Raw genomic sequence first — 19,357 nt, 5'->3', positions numbered from 1 at the left:
GGGACGCGGTGCCGCCGCACGGGGCACGCGCGGTGAGCGTGCGCATCGCCGGCCATGGCGCCTCGCGCGGCAATGCCCTGGGCCGCGCGCGGGTGCGCCTGCCGCATGCGCTGGAGGTGGCCGAGCAACGCATCGCCGCCGCGCAGATTCCCGAGGAACTCGATCGCCTGCACCGGGCGGTGGACGCCGCGCGCGAGGAGATGCACGGCCTGCGCCAGCGCCTGCACGGCGCCCTGGCCAAGGAGGTCGGCGAATTCCTCGACCTGCACGCGCTGCTGCTCGACGACCCGGAACTGCTGCATGGCCTGGACGAACTGATCCGCACCGGCCGCTACAGCGCCGACTATGCGCTGCGCCTGCAGCGCGACCGCCTGGCGACCGTGTTCGACGACATGGAAGACGCCTACCTGAAGAGCCGCATGGACGATCTGGACCATGTGATCGGGCGGATCCATGCGTTCCTGCAGAAGCGTCAGCCGGACAGCGAAGGCCTGGCCGGCGAGATCCTGGTGTGCGAAAACGTGGCGCCGTCGGAGCTGGCGCAACTGCAGGCGCAGGGCGTGGTCGGCATCGTCACCAGCGCCGGCAGCACGCTGTCGCACAGCGCGATCCTGGCGCGCAGCCTGCACCTGCCGCTGGTGGTCGGTGTCGCCGACGCATTGCAGAAGATCAACGACGGCGACGTGCTGATCATCGACGGCACCCAGGGCGCGGTGCTGGTCGATCCGACCCCGGACGACCTGCGCGACTATCGCAGCCGCGTGCGCGAGCAGGCCAAGCTGCAGCGCAGCCTGGGCAAGCTGCGCTCCAAGCCCAGCCGGACCCGCGACGGCGTGGACATCACCCTGCTGGCCAACGCCGAGTCGCGCGACGACGTCACCCGCGCGCACGCGCTCGGCGCCGACGGCCTGGGCCTGTACCGCACCGAATTCCTGTTCCTGCAGCGCGACGCCCTGCCCGACGAGGAAGAACAGTTCCACACCTACCGCGACGCGGTGCTGGGCATGAGCGGCCGACCGGTGACCATCCGCACGCTGGACCTGGGCGCGGACAAGGCCGATCGCACCGGCCTGACCATGAGCAACGAAGAAAACCCGGCGCTGGGACTACGCGGCGTGCGCCTGTCGCTGGCCCGGCCCAAGGTCTCCGATACGCAGTTGCGTGCGCTGCTGCGCGCCTCCGCCTACGGCCCGGTGCGGGTGCTGGTACCGATGGTCAGCGCGCGCGAGGAACTGCTGGCGATGCGCCGGCATCTCAAGCGCATCGGCGCGCAGTTGCGCCGCGACGGCCATGCCATCGCCGAGCAGGTGCCACTCGGCGCGATGATCGAGGTACCGGCGGCGGCGCTCGCCCTGGACACCTTCATCGACGTCATCGACTTCCTGTCGATCGGCACCAACGACCTGGTGCAGTACCTGCTCGCCGCCGACCGCAACAACGAGGCGGTGGCCGACCTGTATTCGCCGCTGCATCCGGCGGTGCTGCGGCTGATCGCGCAGGTGATCGCCACCGGCCAGGCCCACGGCAAGCCGGTGGCGGTGTGCGGCGAAATCGCCGGCGACCCGGCGCTGACCCGCATGCTGTTGGCCCTGGGGCTGCGCGAGTTCAGCCTGCATCCGGCGACGATGCTGGAAGTGCGCCAGGTGATCCGCGACAGCGACCTGCAGACCCTGCGCCAACGCGGCGCCAAACTGCTGCAGGCGCGCGACCGCAAGGGCATCGAGCGCTGGCTGGCGTGAGAGCCGGGATTGGGGAGTCGGGATTGGGGATTGGGATGAAGCCGTTCGGCTGCGGAACGCAGGGATTCGATTGAAGGATGCCGGTTGCGGCATCCTGCGCCGCGCGCTTCGATGAAAAAATCGCCAACCCTCTGGGCAGCAACCGCACGGTTCCGACAGCGCCTGCCCCGCCGCTTTTTTGTGGCAGGGGCTTCAGCCCCGCCCACAGAGGAGCGCAGCGCCTCACGCTCGCGCAGAAGCATCGACTCCCCAATCCCGAATCCCCAATCCCGGCCTTCCACTGTGCTTCCAGCAACATGCAGGCGATAATGTTGGGATGAACATCTGACCGACCGCGTTTCTCCGGAGCGCGGCCTCTACCGAAGGGAGCAGCGCATGGCCGACGCCGTCCGCCACGACAAGACCGCGCGGCAGCTGCGCATGCTGTCCGATGCGCTGGACAGCGGGCGCCTGGGTCCGGTGCGGCGACTGGTCAATACGCTGGCGCCGGCCGAGATCGGCAACCTGCTGGAGTCGCTGCCGCCGGGCAAGCGCGAGGTGGTGTGGGGCCTGGTCGATCCGGAGGACGACGGCGAGGTGCTGGTCCACGTCGGCGAGGAAGTGCGCGAGAGCCTGCTCGCGGACATGGACCCGGACGAAATCGTCGCCGCGGTCGAAGACCTGGACATCGACGATCTCGCCAACCTGGTCGAGGACCTGCCGGACACGGTCATCGACGAAGTGCTCAAGTCGATGGACCGCGAGAACCGCGAGCGGCTGGAACAGGTGCTGTCGTATCCCGAAGACAGCGCCGGCCGTCTGATGAACCCGGACGTGGTCACCGTGCGCGCCGACGTCAACGTCGACGTGGTGCTGCGCTACCTGCGCCTGCGCGGCGAACTGCCGGACCACACCGACCACCTGTTCGTGGTCAGCCGCCGCCACCAGTACCTGGGGCGGGTGTCGCTGGCGGCGCTGGTGACCCACGAGGACTCCACCCCGATCAACCGGCTGATCGACGACGAGCAGCCGGCCATCGACGTTGGCGAAGGCGCCGACGAGGTCGCGCGGCAGTTCTCCGACCACGACTGGATCTCCGCGCCGGTGGTGGACGACAACAACATCCTGCTCGGCCGCATCACCATCGACGACGTGGTCGACATCATCCGCGATCAGGCCGAGCACCAGGCGATGAGCGCCGCCGGCCTGGACGAGGACGAAGACCTGTTCAGCCCGGTGCGGCGCGCGTTCCGGCGCCGCCTGATCTGGCTGACGATCAACCTGGGCACCGCCTTCATCGCCTCCAGCGTGGTCAGCCAGTTCGAGGGCACCATCGCCAAACTGGTGGCGCTGGCCGCGTTGATGCCGATCGTGGCCGGCATGGGCGGCAACGCCGGCACCCAGGTGCTGGCGCTGATGGTGCGCGGCCTGGCGCTGGGCCAGATCGGCGCGTCCAACGTCGGCGTGCTGCTGCGCAAGGAGCTGACGGTGGCGCTGATCAACGGCCTGTCTCTGGGCATCGGCCTGGGCCTGATCGTGCTGCTGTGGTTCAAGCAGCCGCTGCTGTCGCTGGTGATCGGTTCGGCGCTGACCATCAACCTGCTCACCGCCGCCCTCGGCGGCGTGCTGGTGCCGTTGACGCTCAAGCGCCTGGGCTTCGATCCGGCGCTGGCCGGCGGAGTGATCCTGACCACGCTGACCGACGTGATGGGCTTCCTCAGCTTCCTCGGCCTGGCCACCCTGGTCCTGCTGTAGGGCGTGTCCGTGCGGCGGGGGCGGTTCCGCCGGCCCGCCGTGCGACACAGCAACGGTGATCCGCGCGGCGCAGATCCCGCCATCCGCCCGGTACGCGGCAGGCCCGCCGCACCAGCACGCGCCGCGGCCGGCGGCTGACTGGCGCATGTCCGCTCCCCCTGCCCGGGTTGTGGTGGAGACGCCCAGCCCACGATACTGCGGCCTTCCCATCCGAGGGCCGGCCATGTCGATGCGTTCGTTGCTGCTTCTGCTGTGCCTGTCGATGGTCGGATGCAGCAGCTTGCCCAGCGACCCGGCCACCGGCCACTTCGTCAGCCGCCAGCTCACCCTCGACGGGCGCGTCTACCGCTACCAGGTGTTCGTGCCGGCGCCGGCGCATCGCCAGGGCCCAGTGCCGGTGGTGCTGTTCCTGCACGGGTCGGGCGAGCGCGGCGACGATGGCCGCGACCAGACCACGGCCGGACTGGGTCCGTACCTGCGCCGCCACCTGGCCGATTTCCCGGCCCTGGTGGTGATGCCGCAGGCGCCCGACGGCGAGGAATGGAACGGCGCCAACGCGACCATGGCACTGCAGGCACTGGACGACAGCAGCGCCGAGTTCAACGGCGACCCGCAGCGCACCTACCTCACCGGCATGTCCATGGGAGGCTACGGCACCTGGGAAATCGCCTTGAAGCAGCCACAACGCTTCGCCGCGCTGGTGCCGATCTGCGGTGCGATCCTGTCCCCGCACGAGGACCGTGAATACCTGGTGGTGACGCCGGTGGCGTATCTGGCCGATCCGTACAGCGCGCTGGCGCAGCGCCTGCGGCACGTGCCGGTGTGGATCTTCCATGGCGCCCAGGACGACGTGGTGCTGCCGCACGACGACCGCAAGATCGTCCGTGCGTTCAAGAACCTCGATGCCGACGTGCGCTACACCGAGTACCCGCAGGGCAACCACAACGCCTGGGATGCCACCTATCGCGATCCGAAGATGTGGCAGTGGCTGTTCGCGCAGAAGCGCAACGACGCCGGCAATGAGACCACCGCCGACAAGTAAGCCGTTTCCAGGAAAGGCTGCGCGATCGGGTAGTCAGCTCGCGCTTACGGCGTTCTGCCCTCAGTCCTACGCCGCATCCTTACGGGAGGAACTTTAGTCCCGACGTCTGACCCCAACCGCGTCGGGACTGAAGTCCCTCCCACAAAAAAACCCGTGGCGCTCGGCATGCGACGCGGCGCGCGGCCAACGCCAGGCTATGCAAGCCAGGCTGCATCGACGCCAGGCTCAGCGTTCGCCGACAGGGGCGTCCACGGCGATTGGCGCCAACGCGTCGTCGCTGCCTGCGCAGCACCCCACCAAACCGCGTACAGTCCGCGCTTTCGTGCACAGGTTAGGCATGTCCACCGCCCTTCCCTCATCGCAGTCCGTTTTCCACGCCCACCTGCGCGGCCTGGACCCGAGCGCCGCGGCTATCGCCGGCGCGGCGATTCCACCGCTGCTGGTGCCGGCACGCGACGACCCCGCGGCACTGCAGCTCAGCGACAGCGGACGCTGGCTGTTGCAGGTGCTGGATGCGCTGGATGCCGTGGACCACGCCACCCAGGCCACCGGCCTGTCCGCCGACGCGCTGCGCCGCGACCAGAAGTTCGCGCCGCCCGGGCGGCCCTCGCTGCACTTGGTGCAGTTGCGCCAGCAGCAGGCAGCCGCGCAGCAGGCCCTGCGCCGCGCCAATCAGGCGCTGGCCCAAGCCGCCACCGGCTTCGTGCGCAGCGCCGGGCTGACGCCGCCGCCACGGATCGGGCCGGTGGCGTTCGTGCAAGGATGGATTGCGCGCCATCTGGGATAGCCGCACCGCAGTGCGACGCGTGTCTGGCGTCCCTTGGGCGGCGCACCGAGGATGAAGCGGGCGAACGTCAAGGAGATCTCGCATCGCGCCATTCGGAATCAGCCACGATCGCGGCTGGCAAAGGACGATGCCAGCCACTCGCCTACCGGCATGCGACGCGCGTTGGCCGCACTGCATCGCGTCGCGAAGCCGATGTGCAAACACGCCACGCCGCGCGTCTACGCAAGCTAAACCGCGAGCGCCAGGCCGCTCACACGGGCCAGGGTTGCGCCTGTCCCGCTGCTATCCTGCACGCCCCTCGGACTCCGCTGCCCGACGCCCCATGCCCGCGCCCTCCCTCACTGCCCTCCCCTGCCCCACTCCCGCGGCACCTTCGCGCATGTGCCTTCGCGCCCGCGCCAAGGCAGCGGCGGCATGAGCATGCCCGGCGCGAACACGGCCAATCTCGCCACCTGGGGCATCTGCGCGCTGGCCACCGCCGGGGTGATCACGCGGCCGTTCAAGCTGCCGGAGGCGTGCTGGGCGGTCGGCGGGGCGCTGCTGCTGATGGCGCTGGGGCTAATGCCCGGCGGCGAGGCCTGGCACGCGGTACTGAAGGGCCTGGACGTCTATCTGTTCCTGATCGGCATGATGCTGCTGTCGGAAACCGCACGCGCCGAAGGCCTGTTCGACTGGGTGGCGATGCATGCGGTGAACCTGGCCAAGGGTTCGACCCAGCGCCTGTTCGCGCTGGTGTTCGGCGTCGGCATCGTGGTCACCGCGTTCCTGTCCAACGACGCCACCGCGGTGGTGCTGACCCCGGCGGTGTACGCGGCCGCACGCAAGGCCGGGGCCAAGCCGCTGCCGCTGCTGTTCGCCTGCGCGCTGATTGCCAACGCCGCCAGCTTCGTGCTGCCGATCTCCAACCCCGCCAACCTGGTGCTGTACGGCGGAAAGATGCCAACGCTCGGCGCGTGGATGGCCGCGTTCGCGCTGCCGTCGCTGCTGGCGATCGGGGTGACCTTCGTGATGCTGCGCTGGGCCGAACGCAAGGACCTGACCGGCCGCTGCGCCGCGCGCGTGGACACGGTGCCGCTGACCCGCGGCGGCACCTTCGCCCTGGTCGGCATCCTCGCCACGGCGGTGCTGCTGGTCGGCGTCTCCGCGCTCGGCCTGGACCTGGGCCTGCCGACCTGCCTGGCCGGCCTGGCCACCCTCGGCGTGGTCTGCCTGGGCGGCCGGCAGTCGCCGCTGCCGATGGCCAAGGCGGTGTCGTGGTCGGTGCTGCCGCTGGTGGCCGGGCTGTTCGTGCTGGTGGAAGCACTGTCGCGCACCGGCGTGATCGGCCTGCTCGCGCGCACCCTGGCCGACGCCGCCGCGCACTCGCCGCAGGCCACCGCCGGCATCGCCGGCACGCTGCTGGCGTTCGGCTCCAACCTGATGAACAACCTGCCGGCCGGCCTGATCGCCAGCACCACCGTCGCCCAGGCGCAGCCGCCGCAGCTGGTGGTGGACGCGCTGCTGATCGGCGTGGACCTGGGCCCGAACCTGTCGATCACCGGCTCGCTGGCGACCATCCTGTGGCTGACCGCGATCCGCCGCGAAGGCGAGGACGTGGGCTTCTGGCGCTTCCTCAAGGTCGGCGCGCTGGTGATGCCGCCGGCACTGCTGTGCGCGCTGGGCGCGCGGCTGCTGCTGGGCTGAGTAGCGCGCGCCCACGTCGTGGATTGCCCATGGCGGTCAAGCCCGCGGGATGGGCGCCCAGGCTCCGCCTGCAGCGATCGCGGATCGGTCGCGGTGTCTTCCATCGCAACGCGTCGCGGCTGAAGCCGCTCCTACAAGGGCATGCCTGCGAGCTGTCGGTGCCGTTGTAGGAGCGGCTTCAGCCGCGACAGGCCTTACCGTGGACACCTGCCGCGGTTGATCCATGAAAGGCAACAAGCGCCACTGCTACGGCAGCACACGTGACGCGCGCGGAGCCCCCTCTTGTGGGAGCGACTTCAGTCGCGACGCGCGACGCCACCGGCCATCGGCACCCCGTCGGGACTGAAGTCCCTCCCACCAAGGCACGACGCTCCCGATGGAGCGCGCGCGCCCTACCCCGCGCGCAACCGCCGCGCCACGCCGCTGACCAGGGCGATGGCCGCAGTCAGCGCCGCCATCGACAGGAACTGCGTGCGGGTGTCCGGCGAGGCCACCAGCAGGCCGAAGATCAATGCCAGGATCGCCAGCGCCAGCACGGTGAGCACCGGATAGCCGCGCATGCGGAACGGCAGGCGGGTGCCGGCGCGGTCGGCACGCGCGCGCAGGATCAGCTGCGACAGCAGCGAGATCGTCCACACCAGCAGGCAGGTGGCGCCGACGATGTTCAGCAGCACCGGCAGCACCCGGTTGGGATACAGCAACTCCAGCACCGCGGCGACGAAGCCGAACAGCACGCTGGCCAGCACCGCCAGCCACGGCACCTGTTGGCGACTGGACGCGGCCAGTGCGCGCGGCGCTTCGCCGCGCTGGGCCAGCGAGAAGATCATCCGCGAGGCGCCGTACAGATTGGCGTTGAGCGCCGACAGCAGCGCGATCACCGCGATCAGGGTGATGCCAGTGGCGGCGCCGGGAATCCGGGCCACCTGCAGCACCGCCGCGAACGGCGAGCTCAGCGCCTGGCTCTGCCACGGCACCACCGCGATGATCACGCTCAGCGAGCCGATGTAGAACACCAGGATGCGCCAGGCGACGGTGCGGATGGCGCGGGCGATGCTGCGCTCCGGGTCGGCGGTCTCGGCCGCGGCCACCGCCACGATCTCGGTGCCGCCGAACGCGAACACCACCACCAGCAGCGCGGCGCCGATGCCGGCCATGCCCTTCGGCGCGAAGCCGCCGTTGCCGGTGACGTTGGACAGGCCCGGCGAGGCCACCCCCGGCAACCAGCCGGCCAGCAAGGCCACGCCGACCAGGATGAAGCCGACGATCGCCGCCACCTTGAGGATGGCGAACCAGAATTCGAACTCGCCGAAGTTGCGCACGCCCAGCAGGTTGATCGCAGTGAACGCGGCCATGAACGCGATCGCGGCCAGCGGCACCGGCAAGCCCGGCCACACCGTCGCCAGCAGGCCGGCGGCACCCACCGCCTCGGCGGCGATCACGATCACCAGCTGCAGCCACCACAGCCAGCCCACGGTGGCGCCGGCGGTCGGCCCCATCGCGTCGGCGGCGTACACCGAAAACGCGCCGCTGGCCGGCTTGGCCGCCGCCATCTCGCCCAGCGCGTTCATCACGATGATCACCAGCGCGCCGGCGACCAGGTAGGAAATCAGCACCGCCGGCCCCGCGGCGTGCACGCCGACGCCGGAACCCAGGAACAGGCCGGCGCCGATCGCGCTGCCCAATCCCATCATGATCAGTTGCCGCGGTTTCAGCGCATGGCGCAAGGCGGGTGCGGCGGCGGGCGGGACAGGCGCGGACGGATGCGGCATCGGCTCGGTCGGGTGCGGAAAACGCGACACGATACAGGCTGACGGCGGCGGCGTGCGGCTGCGCCCGTGTTTGGCCGCCCGGGAGCGCGGATCGGCCCGCCGCCGCGGAATGGCTGCTGCAACGCAGCGCGGATCCGCGCACGCGGCCGCGATGGGAGACCGCCCGCTGCGTGCGGGCGAACACGGTCCCGGCATTACGGCTTGCCCGGCAACACGCCAGCGCCAACCAGGCTGCGGAAAGTACGGAATCACCTTACATCCGAAGCAACGGCGAATTTCTCGGATCACTGTGATTTTGCATATTGACAGCGATACTAACGTCAGAAATACTGAACTCGACGCCAGCAAAGTCTCCTATCTCCGCACCTGCCGATGAGGGCGCACACGCGGAGCCAGGAGGACGGCAGGCGACGACGGACCGGGAGACGGCCCGTTGCGGGCGCTCCGGCCGGAAAGGACCACGGCTGCCGCTCGTCCCATGGCGTACAGGTCCGTACATCCAGACAAGGAGAGACACCATGATCAAACCGCTACTGACGCTGACGATGCTGGCGGCCGCGCTGGCCGTGCCCTGCCTGCAGGCCGCCGAGCGCGCACCGCTGAACGCCGCCGATGCCATCCAGGGCATGGGCGAACGCCTGCCCATCGGCAAGCAGAACGTCAGCCTGTCGCCGCTGTTCAAGGTCTACACGTTCGAGAAGGCCGGCCTGCGTTTCGTGCAGATCAACTCGTTGAAGGACGAGGTCATCACCGTGCTCACCGCCACGCCGGGCACCGAGGCACGGCTGCCGATCGGCACAGCCGCCGAGGAGCAGATGATCGCGGTCAACGATGCGAAGAACCAGCCGCTGGGCATGGTCACCGCCGCGGCGAGCTGCCCGTGCAACGCCACGGTGGTCTACCGCGACGCCAACACCACCATCGTGGTGGTCTACGGCTCCAACGGCGAGTACATCACCTCGTACGTGATCAAGAGCCCGCAGACCAAGCCGCCGCAGTAAGCGCCAGCTGTGCGTCGCGGCCGCAGCCTGCGGCCGCGACGTGGCCAATGGCCGTCGACCGGCGGCCGCTGGCCGCTGGTACCCGAATCGGGCCACGTCGCCGATCGCCCGATCGCCAAACGTAGGCGGCCGCCTTCCAAAGAAGGCGGCCGCGCAAGCGCAACAGCAGTCCGGGTCCCGGACCGTTGCGACTTAGAACTCCTGCCAATCCTTGTCCAGCGCCACCGCCGCCGCGAACGACGGCGCGCGTCGTGCCGGGGCAGCCGCTGCCGCAGCCAGCGGGCGCGGGCTGCGCGTGGCCACAGGCGTCACGCTCCTGCCGCGTGGCGACTGCACTGGCGACGGCGCTGCCACGGGCGCGCCCTCCAGTTTGAACAGCGCCACCGCCTGGGTCAGCTCCACCGATTGCTGCTCCATCGAACGTGCGGCCGCCGTGGCTTCTTCCACCAGCGCCGCGTTCTGCTGCGTGCTCTCGTCCATCTGCGTCACGGTCTGGTTGACCTGTTCGATGCCGGCGGACTGTTCCTGCGACGCGGCCGAGATCTCGCCCATGATGTCGGTGACGCGCTGCACCGATGCGACGATCTCCTGCATGGTGCTGCCGGCCTGGTCGACTAGCGCCGAGCCTTCGGCGACGCGGCTCACCGAGTCGTCGATCAGGCCCTTGATCTCCTTGGCGGCATTGGCCGAGCGCTGCGCAAGGGTGCGCACTTCGCTTGCGACCACGGCAAAGCCGCGGCCCTGCTCGCCCGCACGTGCCGCTTCCACTGCGGCGTTGAGCGCCAGGATATTGGTCTGGAAGGCGATACCGTCGATCACGCCGATGATGTCGGCGATCTTCTTCGACGACGCTTCGATGCCGCTCATGGTGGCGACCACCTGACCCACCACCGCCCCGCCCTGCGAGGCGACCGACGCCGCGCCGCTGGCGAGCTGGTTGGCCTGGCGCGCATGCTCGGCGTTCTGCCTGACGGTGGAGGTCAACTCTTCCATCGACGCTGCGGTTTCCTCGAGACTGGCGGCCTGCTGCTCGGTGCGGCGCGACAGGTCGTCGTTGCCGGTGGCGATTTCGCTGGCCGCGGCATTGATGCTGACCGCCGCGCTCTGGATGCGGCCGACGATGCCGGTCAACTGGTCGGCGGTGGCGTTGGCGTCGTCGCGCATGGTCGCAAACACGCCATGGAACTCGCCGTCCATGCGCGCGGTCAGGTCGCCCGCGGCAATGGCCTGCAGCAACGCCGACAGCTTGCCCAGGTTGCGGTCACTGACCTCCATCATCGCGTTGAGGTCCTGCACCATCAGCCGGAAGTCGTACTGGAAGTGGGCGGCATCGCCACGTGCGCTGAAGTCGCCGGCGGCGGCCGCAGCGGCCAGGCGCTTGATCTCGGTGTTGATCGCCAGCAGGCTGGACTTGGCCGCGTCCATCGATTCGTGCAGCACCGCACGGCTGCCGGGCAGGCGCCGGGCGTCGCGGCGCAGGTCGCCGTTGGCGTATTGGTTGAGGATCTCGACCGCCTCGACGATGGCGTCCAGGTGCTCGAACATCATGGTGTTGATGCCCTTGCTCAGCTCGCCATAGACGCCGGGGAAGTCCTGCGGCATGCGGTGACTGATGTCCTTGTCGGCGTGCAACTCGATCATCAGCGTGGTTTCGCGGGAGAAGCGCTGCAGCTGGTGCTGCATGCGGCCCATCGCCAGCAGCAGGCGGCCGGGCTCGTCGCGCGCATCGGTGACCACGTCGTTGTCCAGGCGGCCGTCGGCGATGGCCTCGGCGGCGCGGGTGGCGCGGGCCAACGGCAGCGTGAGGCTGCGGGTGATCATCCACGCCAGCAGGCTGCTGACCAGCACCACCGCCAGGCCGCCGGCGATGAGCATCGCGCGCCCACGCGCCATCGCCGCCGTCGCGTCCGCGTAGGCTTCGCTGCTGCGCGTGGCCTGCAGATCGGCATAGCGGGCGATGGCGTCCTGCCATTTCTGCGTCAGCGGCGCGGACTCGGCCATCAGCAGGGCCAGCGCCTGGTCCGACTTGTCGTGCATGCCCAGATCCATGACCCGGTTGTTGACGTCCACGGTCATCTGCCGGGCGCGATCGACCTCTTCCAGCACGGCCTGGCTCTGCGCACCGCTGGGAATGGCGCCCGCCCGCTTGCGTGCCTCCTGGTAGCGCGCGCGTTGCTCGGCCACGATCTTGGAGAAGCGGACGTTGTCCTCTTGCGAGGTCGGCAACACGATGTTGCGGACATTGATGGCCACGACCGAACTGGCGTTGAGCATGTCGCTGGACGCGCGGATGGCGGCGATGTTGCGGTTGACGATGCCGTCCAGCCGTTCGCGTGCCTGGAACAGGGTCAGCAGCCCGGCAACGACCAGGGCCGAGGACAGCAGGATGAGGATGCCGAATGCGGTGGCGAGCCGGGCGCCAACGTTGTAGCGCTGAAGGAATGCAATCATGGAAGAGGCCTGTTTGGGGGAATGGCTGGGGCAATGGAGCGGCCGGGACCACGCGCGCCGACCAGCCGCCGGTGCGTGCGTCCGAATGGAACCGGGATGAAGAGAGCGTGAAAAAGCGTTCTGAATCAAACGCTTGATGACGCTTCCCGCTCAATGTGCGGGCGGTGTAACGGCTTCCCGCGGAGAGACTTGAGAGGCGATTGCGGAAAATTTATTGAACAGCCTCAGGCAGATGACGGATGTGTCGAAGGCGCATTCGCGCAGCGGCCGGATCGGCCGTTTTGCGTGAAAGATGCGTGCATGCAGGGTTACAAATGCCGGCATGGCACTTGCTTGCGATGAAAGGGCGAGAGGTGGAAAAACTTTCCGTTGGCCGCGGTGCGCGGCATGCCAAAAGCGCGCGACGCCCACAAGAAGTGCGATCGCAGTCGCGTCGCAGCATCGACAGGAAGAGATGGGGCATGCAATGACGCGCGGATACGGTCGTGCAAGCGGCACATGCCCCTTTGCACGAAAGCGCACGCACGCGGCAGCGGCGAACATGACGCAGGTCAGCAACACGCTATGCGGCTATACGTCCGCGTGAGCGTGGCGGTGTTGAGGGCGGCACACGGTGCCGCGCGCACATGGGGTGCGGCTTTCTCAGGAGCGCAGGCGCCGCGCCCCTGCAGGCACGGCATCATCGACTGCAACAGCAAACGCCTGGATCAGCGCGCCGTGGCGCCGGCAGCAGCGTGGCTGCCGGCCGTGTGGAGCGGGCGGCGCGTTGCGCCACGCCGCCCGATGCAGCACAACCTCTGGATCAGAACTCCTGCCAATCCTTGTCCGAAGCCAACGCCAGCGCCGCGGCGGGCTGCGCCGCACGCCGCGCCGGTGCGGCATTCGCCACCACCGCACGGACACTGCGCTTGCCTGCGGGTGCCGCGTTGGCGTGATGACGCGGTGCGTGCACCAACGGCGCGGCCGCCGAGGCGTCCAGCTTGAACAGCGCGACCGCCTGGCTCAGTTCCACCGCCTGCTGCTCCATCGAGCGCGCCGCCGCACTGGCCTCTTCCACCAACGCCGCGTTCTGCTGTGTGCTCTCGTCCATCTGCGTCACGGTCTGGTTGACCTGTTCGATGCCGGCCGACTGCTCCTGCGACGCAGCCGAGATCTCGCCCATGATGTCGGTGACGCGCTGCACCGAGGTCACGATCTCGGTCATGGTCTTGCCGGCCTGATCGACCAGGGCCGAGCCTTCGGCCACACGGCTCACCGAGTCGTCGATCAGGCTCTTGATCTCCTTGGCGGCACTGGCCGAGCGCTGCGCCAAGGTGCGCACCTCGCTGGCGACCACGGCGAAACCGCGGCCCTGGTCGCCGGCACGCGCCGCTTCCACCGCCGCGTTGAGCGCGAGGATGTTGGTCTGGAAGGCGATGCCGTCGATCACCGAGATGATGTCGCCGATCTTCTTCGAGGAGGCTTCGATGCCGCTCATGGTGGTCACCACCTCACCGACCACGCTGCCGCCCTGCGCGGCGACCGAGGCCGCGCCGGCCGCCAGCTGATTGGCCTGACGCGCGTGCTCGGCGTTCTGGCGGACGGTGGAGGTCAGCTCCTCCATCGAGGCGGCGGTCTCTTCCAGGCTGGCGGCCTGCTGCTCGGTACGGCGCGACAGGTCGTCGTTGCCGGCGGCGATCTCGGTGGCCGCGGCATTGATCAACACCGCCGAGTGCTTGATGCGGCCGACGATGCCGGCCAGTTGTTCGGCGGTGGCATTGGCGTCGTCGCGCATCTGTGCGAACACGCCACGGAAATCGCCGTGCATGCGCGCGGTCAGGTCGCCCGCCGCGATCGCCTGCAGCAGCGTCGACAGCGCCTGCAGGTTGCCGTCGGCGGTGGCCATCAGTTGGTTCAGGCTCTCCACCATCACCCGGAAGTCGTACTGGAAGCGCTCGGCGTCGCCGCGCGCGCTGAAGTCGCCGTCGGCGGCCGAGGTGGCCAGTTGCTTGATCTGCTCGTTCATCGCCGACAGGTTGGCCTTGACCTCGTCCATGGTCTGGCTCAACACCGCTTCCTCGCCGGGCAGGCGGTCCATGTCCTGCGACAGGTCGCCGATCGCATAGCGGCCCATGATCTGCGCAAGGCGCGTCTTGACCGCCAGGTGCGAGGCCACCAGCGCATTGGTCTCGGCCGCCATGCGCCCGTAGTCGCCGGGGAACGCCTCTGCGTCGATGCGATGGCTGACTTCGCCGGCGTCGTGGCGCTTGGCCATCTCCAGTTGCGCACCGATCAGGTTACTGACCTGCTGCTGCATGCCCTGCATCGCGACCAGCAGGCGGCCGGTCTCGTCGCGGGCGTCGGTGCGCACGTCGTTGTCCAGCTTGCCGCTGGCGATGGCCTCGGCGACGCGGGTGGCGCGGGTCAGCGGCAGGGTCAGGCTGCGGGTGATCAGCCAGGCCAGCAGGCCGCTGACGAGCACCACGATGGCGCCGCCTGCGATCAACAAGGCACGGCCGCGATCCATGGCTGCTTCGGCGCTCGCATATGCCTGAGCGCCCTGTTCGCGCTGCCGGTTCGCATAGACGTTGAGCGCCTCCTGCCATCGCTGGGTGGCCGGCGCGGCCTGGGCAATCAGCACCTTCAGCGCCTCGGCGTCCTTGTCCTGCATGCCCAGATCCAGCACCTCCTGGTTGGCGACCCGCGTCCGCGCGTAGGCATCGTCGATCGCCTTGCGCATCTGCGCGCCGACAGCATTGGTGACCGGAATCGCGTAGAGCTTGTCGTGGATCTCGCCGTAGTAGCGGCGCTGCTCGTCGACGACCTTGGCGAAGCGCTCGTTCTCCTCACGCGTGGTTGGCAGCACGATGTTGCGCAGATTGATCGCGATCAACGCGCTGGCGTTGCGCATTTCGCCGGTGTAATCGAGGATCTGCATGCGCCGATTGACGATGGTATCCATCATGTCGCGTGACTGTTTCAACGTCAGCAGGCCGGCGCCGACGAGGGCGCAGGACAGCAGGATAAGGACGCCGAAGGCGGACGCGAGCCGCGTCCCGACGTTGTAGCGCTGCAGGAAACCGATCATGGATGGGGTACCGAGTGAGAATGGGGGGAGCCCCGCGTCACGACCTGGGATCGCGCACGACACTGCCAGGCGGAAGGCCTGGGACGCGATGCGACGGAGAAGAAGACGAAGACACTTCCAGCACCGACCGCCTCGGGGATGTCACGTGCGGGGACTCGCTTTATGTAGCGGCGGCCGCCCGCGATTCTTGATGCGTAACTGAGCACACTTTTTGAAGCCCCTCAGCATCGTGACCGCGGCGTGTACGGCAGCACCCGCAGTCGCTCAATAGCGTCAAATCCATGTGAAACAATCTACCCATAGCGCTCCCAGGCTAAGAGCGCAGCGCCGAACGCACCGTTTTGGGGCTTTCGCGCCGCAGCCTATAAATGCCGCAAACGGCACACATTGTGTGACGGATATATAACAGGACCACGACTGCCTCCGCACCCCGGCATGCGGAGGCAGCGCGTCTCATTCGGCCAGGTTGGTGCCGGCGCCCGCGGTGGCGATGACCTTGGCCTTGACCTGCGCGGCGGGGATCGCCGTGTACAGATAGCCCAACGGCTCCGGATAGGTCTTGGACGAGATCCAGGTGGTGGCGTTGGCGTAGGGCTTGCTGGTGCTCTCCGGCGCGGTCCAGCTGATGCCGCTGCCGACGTAGTTGTTGATCAGGTCCCAGTAGCCGATCTCGCTGCTGTCGCGCGAGGTGACCGGGTTCTTGATGTTCTCGAAGTAGTTGGCTTCGATCAGCGCCACCCCGCCCATGCGCACGTTGATGCCGGAGGTGAAGACGTTGTTGAAGTAGTTGTTGTAGATGTGGCTCAGCCCGCGCCGCTGCAGCGGCAGGCGCGATTCCACGTTCTCGAAGCGGTTGTGGTGGTAGGTGGTGCGCGCGGCGGCGTTCTGGGTGTCGCTGTCGCTGTAGCCGTTGAGCGCGACCTTCTGGTAGTCGTGGATGTAGTTGTACGACACGGTGACGTGGTTGACGCCCTTCTTCATGTCGATGCCGCCGTCGAAGGAGGCGTCGCCGGCGCCGGGGCACTTGGTCAGCGAGGCGAAGATGGTGTTGTGGTCCACCCAGATGTTGGACGGCTGGCCGCTGGAATTGCCCTCCAGCGAAATCGAATCGGCATCCTCGCCGCCTGGCAGCAGGCCGATGGTCATGTTGCGGATGATGACGTTGTGCGCGTTGCCGACCACGCGCACGCCGAAGTTGGCCGAGGACCCGTTGGCGCCCTTGATGGTGATGTCGCGCTTGTTCTTGATCTGCACGGTCTTGGCCGGCAGCTTCCATTGCGTGCACACGTCGGTGATGCCGGCGTAGTTGAAGGTACCGGTGTAGTTGAGCACCAGGCCGCCGGAACCTGCGTAGTTGTCGATCGCCGCCTGCATCGCCTCCATCGTGGCGACGTTGACCGGGATGGCACTGCCGCCGCCGGTGGTGTTGGCCCCGTAGCCGACCGGGCCGGCGAAGGCCGGGGTGGCGGCGACGGCCAGCGCGAGCGCCAGTGCGCCCATGCGGAATTGCTGCTGCATGATGTTTCTCCCATCTGTCGCGATGAGTGCAGGACGCATGGCGGTGCGCGCATGCGCCGGCACGGGGCGTGGGGGCCGGCGGCATTCTTGGAATGCGCGCTGTGGCCCACGCAATCGCCGCGATGCCGAACTGGAACCCTCCGCCCCGTTCGCCGCGTGGGACAGGACAAGCGGACACCCACGGTCCGCAGGAGACAGACAGCGACAGCCAGGGACAGGCTGTCTACACGCGCGCCGCGTTGGGCACAGGGCGTCGGCAATGACGGCGAACGCACGCGCATCGCACGCATCGGCATCGCCGCCGGGGCACTGCATCGGGACAAGCCCACGCCGGCGGCACGCGGCGGCGAATGTTGCGGCCGCAGCACGTTTGCGCCGGCCATCCGACGCCGACGACGGCGCGGATGGCCGCGGCGCGATCAGCTCACCGTATCGAGGCGGTTGTCGCTGCGGTCGGCGTCGGGCAGCACGTGATCCGGATCCAGGGTCACGTGCAGCACCTTCTGCGTGCTCGGCACGCGGATCTGCGGCTGGGTCTGCTGCATCCACGTCTCCACCGGCACGCGCTGGTCCAGATGGCTGCCGTCGGCGAAGTCGATGCGCAAGGTCGCCGGCATCACCAGCTTCTGGCGGCTGCGCAAGGTCACCAGCAGGCCCTTGGCCGGGTCGTGGTCGACGTAGGCGGCCGCGCGCACGCCCATGTCCAGCTGCCAGTTGTTGAAGTACCAGCCGCGCCACCACCAACTCAGGTCCTCGCCGGACTCGCTCTCCATCAGCCGGAAGAAATCCGACGGCGTGGGATGCTTGTATGCCCACGTGGCGATGTACTTGCGGAACGCCGGATCGAAGCGCGCCGGCCCGAGGATCTGTTCGCGCAACAGCACCAGGCCCAGCGCGCCCTTGAAGTAGGTCAGCGGATGCCGGTAGGTCTCGCTGGTGGCATCGGCGCGGTCGAGCAGGGTCGGCGCTTTCGCGTCGGCCAGCAGCGGCAGGATCTCGTCCACCGGGTTGCCGCCGCCGGGCGCGTACTCGCCATCGCGCTTGGGCGCGAATTCGCCATGGTTGATCGCGTCGGAGGCATAGACGTCGATGAAGGTATTGAAGCCCTCGTCCATGAACGCGTGGCGGCGCTCGTTGGAGCCGACGATCATCGGGAACCAGCCGTGGCCCAGTTCGTGCGCGGTGATCCAGAACAGTTGCTTGCCGCCGTCCTCCATGTCGTCGAAGACGATGCCCGGATACTCCATGCCGGCGCCGTGGCCGCCCAGGTTCACCGCCGCCGGCCACGGGTACGGATACCACTGCGAGAAGTGCTCGATCGAAGCCTTCACGAACTCGGTGGAGCGGCCCCACTTGTCGCTGCCGACCGCACTGCGCGGATACACCGACATCGCCAGCGCGTGCTTGCCCGCGGGCAGGTTGATCCGCGCCGCGTCCCAGACGAAGGCCGGCGAAGCAGCGAAGGCCACATCGCGGGTGTGGTCCATGTGGAAGCGCCAGGTCTGGGTGCCGCTGGCGCTGGGCCGGCTGGCCGGGTTGCCCACTTCATCGGCACCGCGAATGGTCACCGTCGTGTCGCTGGCGGCCGCTTGCGCCAGGCGCTGGCGCTGGGTGGCGGTGAGTACCTGCGCCGGATTCACCAGTTCACCGGAACCGGCCACCAGATAGTTCCACGGCACCGTCACCGCGTAGTCGAAATCGCCGTACTCCAGGTAGAACTCCGCGCCCAGGTAGGGCTGGGTGTCCCAGCCGCGCAGGTCGTCGTACACCGCCATGCGCGGATACCACTGCGCGATCTCGTAGATGTCGCCATCAGGGGTGGGCGTGACCGCGGTGCGGCCACCCCAGGTGCCGGGCACGGTATAGGCGTAGTCGATGTGCAGCTTCAGCGCCTTGCCGCTGGCCAGCGGTTGCGGCAGGTCCACGCGCATGCGCGTGTCGTCGATCAGGAAGGTCGCCGGCACGCGCTTGCCGCCCTGCTCCAGTTCCACCTTGGCGATGCGGACGCCATCGGTGCTCTGCGGCGCGGGTCGGTCGGCACGCGCGGCGCGCAGCGTACGGCCGCGGGCATCGGCGCGGTACAGGTTCTGGTCCAACTGCAGCCACAGCACGTCCAGCGTGTCCGGGCTGCGGTTGCTGTAGGTGATGGTCTCCTGGCCACGCAGCGTATGCGTGGCCGGCTCCAGGGTGGCGTGCAGGTCGTAGTCGGCGCGGTTCTGCCAGTATTGCGGGCCGGGCACGCCGCCGCCGCTGCGGTAGGCGTTGGCCGGCTGCGGCAGTTGCAACGGCGCGAACAGCGCCTGCGGATCGTAGGCGCCGGCGCCATCCGCGGCAGCAGCAGTGGCTGCATTGGTCTGAGCGGCGGCGACAAGGGAAAAACAGGCCGCGGCGAACGCAGCGCGGCGCAGAACAGGAATCATGGTGACGTCCGTGGGGAGGATCGCCACCGATGGTAGGCCGAATCGCGGTGGCGCGGATGTGCCGATCGCCACCTGCGGGCGTGATGCCGCCTCAGAGGCGGCTCAGGGCACATCCCGTCGCGACCGGACGTGTCCTGTAGGAGCGG

The 19,357-nt window shown here is 68.7% G+C and carries 11 protein-coding genes; 6 read left to right on the top strand and 5 right to left on the bottom strand.

Annotation, left to right across the window (positions count from 1 at the left end; genetic code table 11):
- The first annotated feature begins 32 nt into the window (after positions 1 to 32).
- The 5 genes from ptsP to GGR64_RS10790 all read left to right on the top strand — a co-directional run bounded on the left by ptsP (position 33) and on the right by GGR64_RS10790 (position 6,985).
- Positions 33 to 1,739, top strand: coding sequence for a phosphoenolpyruvate--protein phosphotransferase (gene ptsP, locus GGR64_RS10810; RefSeq protein ID WP_184645746.1), 1,707 nt, complete (start codon positions 33 to 35; stop codon positions 1,737 to 1,739).
- Positions 1,740 to 2,114: 375 nt separating this feature from the next.
- Positions 2,115 to 3,473 carry a magnesium transporter gene (gene mgtE, locus GGR64_RS10805; protein ID WP_160970894.1) on the top strand — a complete coding sequence of 453 codons (1,359 nt, stop codon included), beginning with the start codon at positions 2,115 to 2,117 and terminating at the stop codon, positions 3,471 to 3,473.
- Positions 3,474 to 3,696: 223 nt separating this feature from the next.
- The gene (locus tag GGR64_RS10800; protein WP_184645744.1) at positions 3,697 to 4,515 is read left to right on the top strand and encodes a prolyl oligopeptidase family serine peptidase; all 819 of its coding nucleotides are present in this window, start codon (positions 3,697 to 3,699) and stop codon (positions 4,513 to 4,515) included.
- A gap of 337 nt (positions 4,516 to 4,852) precedes the next feature.
- Positions 4,853 to 5,302 (top strand): hypothetical protein, encoded by a 450-nt coding sequence (locus tag GGR64_RS10795; RefSeq protein WP_184645742.1) that lies wholly within the window; start codon positions 4,853 to 4,855, stop codon positions 5,300 to 5,302.
- A gap of 414 nt (positions 5,303 to 5,716) precedes the next feature.
- Positions 5,717 to 6,985 (top strand): arsenic transporter, encoded by a 1,269-nt coding sequence (locus GGR64_RS10790; RefSeq protein ID WP_184645740.1) that lies wholly within the window; start codon positions 5,717 to 5,719, stop codon positions 6,983 to 6,985.
- 392 nt (positions 6,986 to 7,377) lie between these two features.
- Here the strand turns inward: GGR64_RS10790 and GGR64_RS10785 are convergent, their stop codons facing one another.
- Complete coding sequence (locus tag GGR64_RS10785; RefSeq protein WP_184645738.1) at positions 7,378 to 8,754, bottom strand: amino acid permease; 1,377 nt, start codon at positions 8,752 to 8,754, stop codon at positions 7,378 to 7,380.
- 518 nt (positions 8,755 to 9,272) lie between these two features.
- Here GGR64_RS10785 and GGR64_RS10780 point away from each other — a divergent pair.
- Positions 9,273 to 9,755 (top strand): hypothetical protein, encoded by a 483-nt coding sequence (locus GGR64_RS10780; RefSeq protein ID WP_160970778.1) that lies wholly within the window; start codon positions 9,273 to 9,275, stop codon positions 9,753 to 9,755.
- Between the two features lie 192 nt (positions 9,756 to 9,947).
- Here GGR64_RS10780 and GGR64_RS10775 read toward each other — a convergent pair whose 3' ends face one another.
- The 4 genes from GGR64_RS10775 to GGR64_RS10760 form a co-directional block, all read right to left on the bottom strand.
- Positions 9,948 to 12,206, bottom strand: coding sequence for a methyl-accepting chemotaxis protein (locus tag GGR64_RS10775; RefSeq protein ID WP_184645736.1), 2,259 nt, complete (start codon positions 12,204 to 12,206; stop codon positions 9,948 to 9,950).
- Between the two features lie 802 nt (positions 12,207 to 13,008).
- Positions 13,009 to 15,273, bottom strand: a complete 2,265-nt coding sequence (locus GGR64_RS10770; protein WP_184645734.1) for a methyl-accepting chemotaxis protein — start codon at positions 15,271 to 15,273, stop codon at positions 13,009 to 13,011.
- Positions 15,274 to 15,726: 453 nt separating this feature from the next.
- Positions 15,727 to 16,791, bottom strand: coding sequence for a pectate lyase (locus GGR64_RS10765; protein WP_184645732.1), 1,065 nt, complete (start codon positions 16,789 to 16,791; stop codon positions 15,727 to 15,729).
- A gap of 419 nt (positions 16,792 to 17,210) precedes the next feature.
- A complete protein-coding gene (locus GGR64_RS10760) occupies positions 17,211 to 19,211 on the bottom strand; it encodes a M1 family metallopeptidase (protein ID WP_184645730.1) in 2,001 nt (666 codons plus the stop codon).
- Between the last annotated feature and the right edge of the window lie 146 nt (positions 19,212 to 19,357).

This window comes from Xanthomonas sp. 3307, assembly GCF_014199735.1.
GTDB lineage: Bacteria > Pseudomonadota > Gammaproteobacteria > Xanthomonadales > Xanthomonadaceae > Xanthomonas_A > Xanthomonas_A rydalmerensis.
This window is presented reverse-complemented; position numbering and strand designations above follow the sequence as displayed.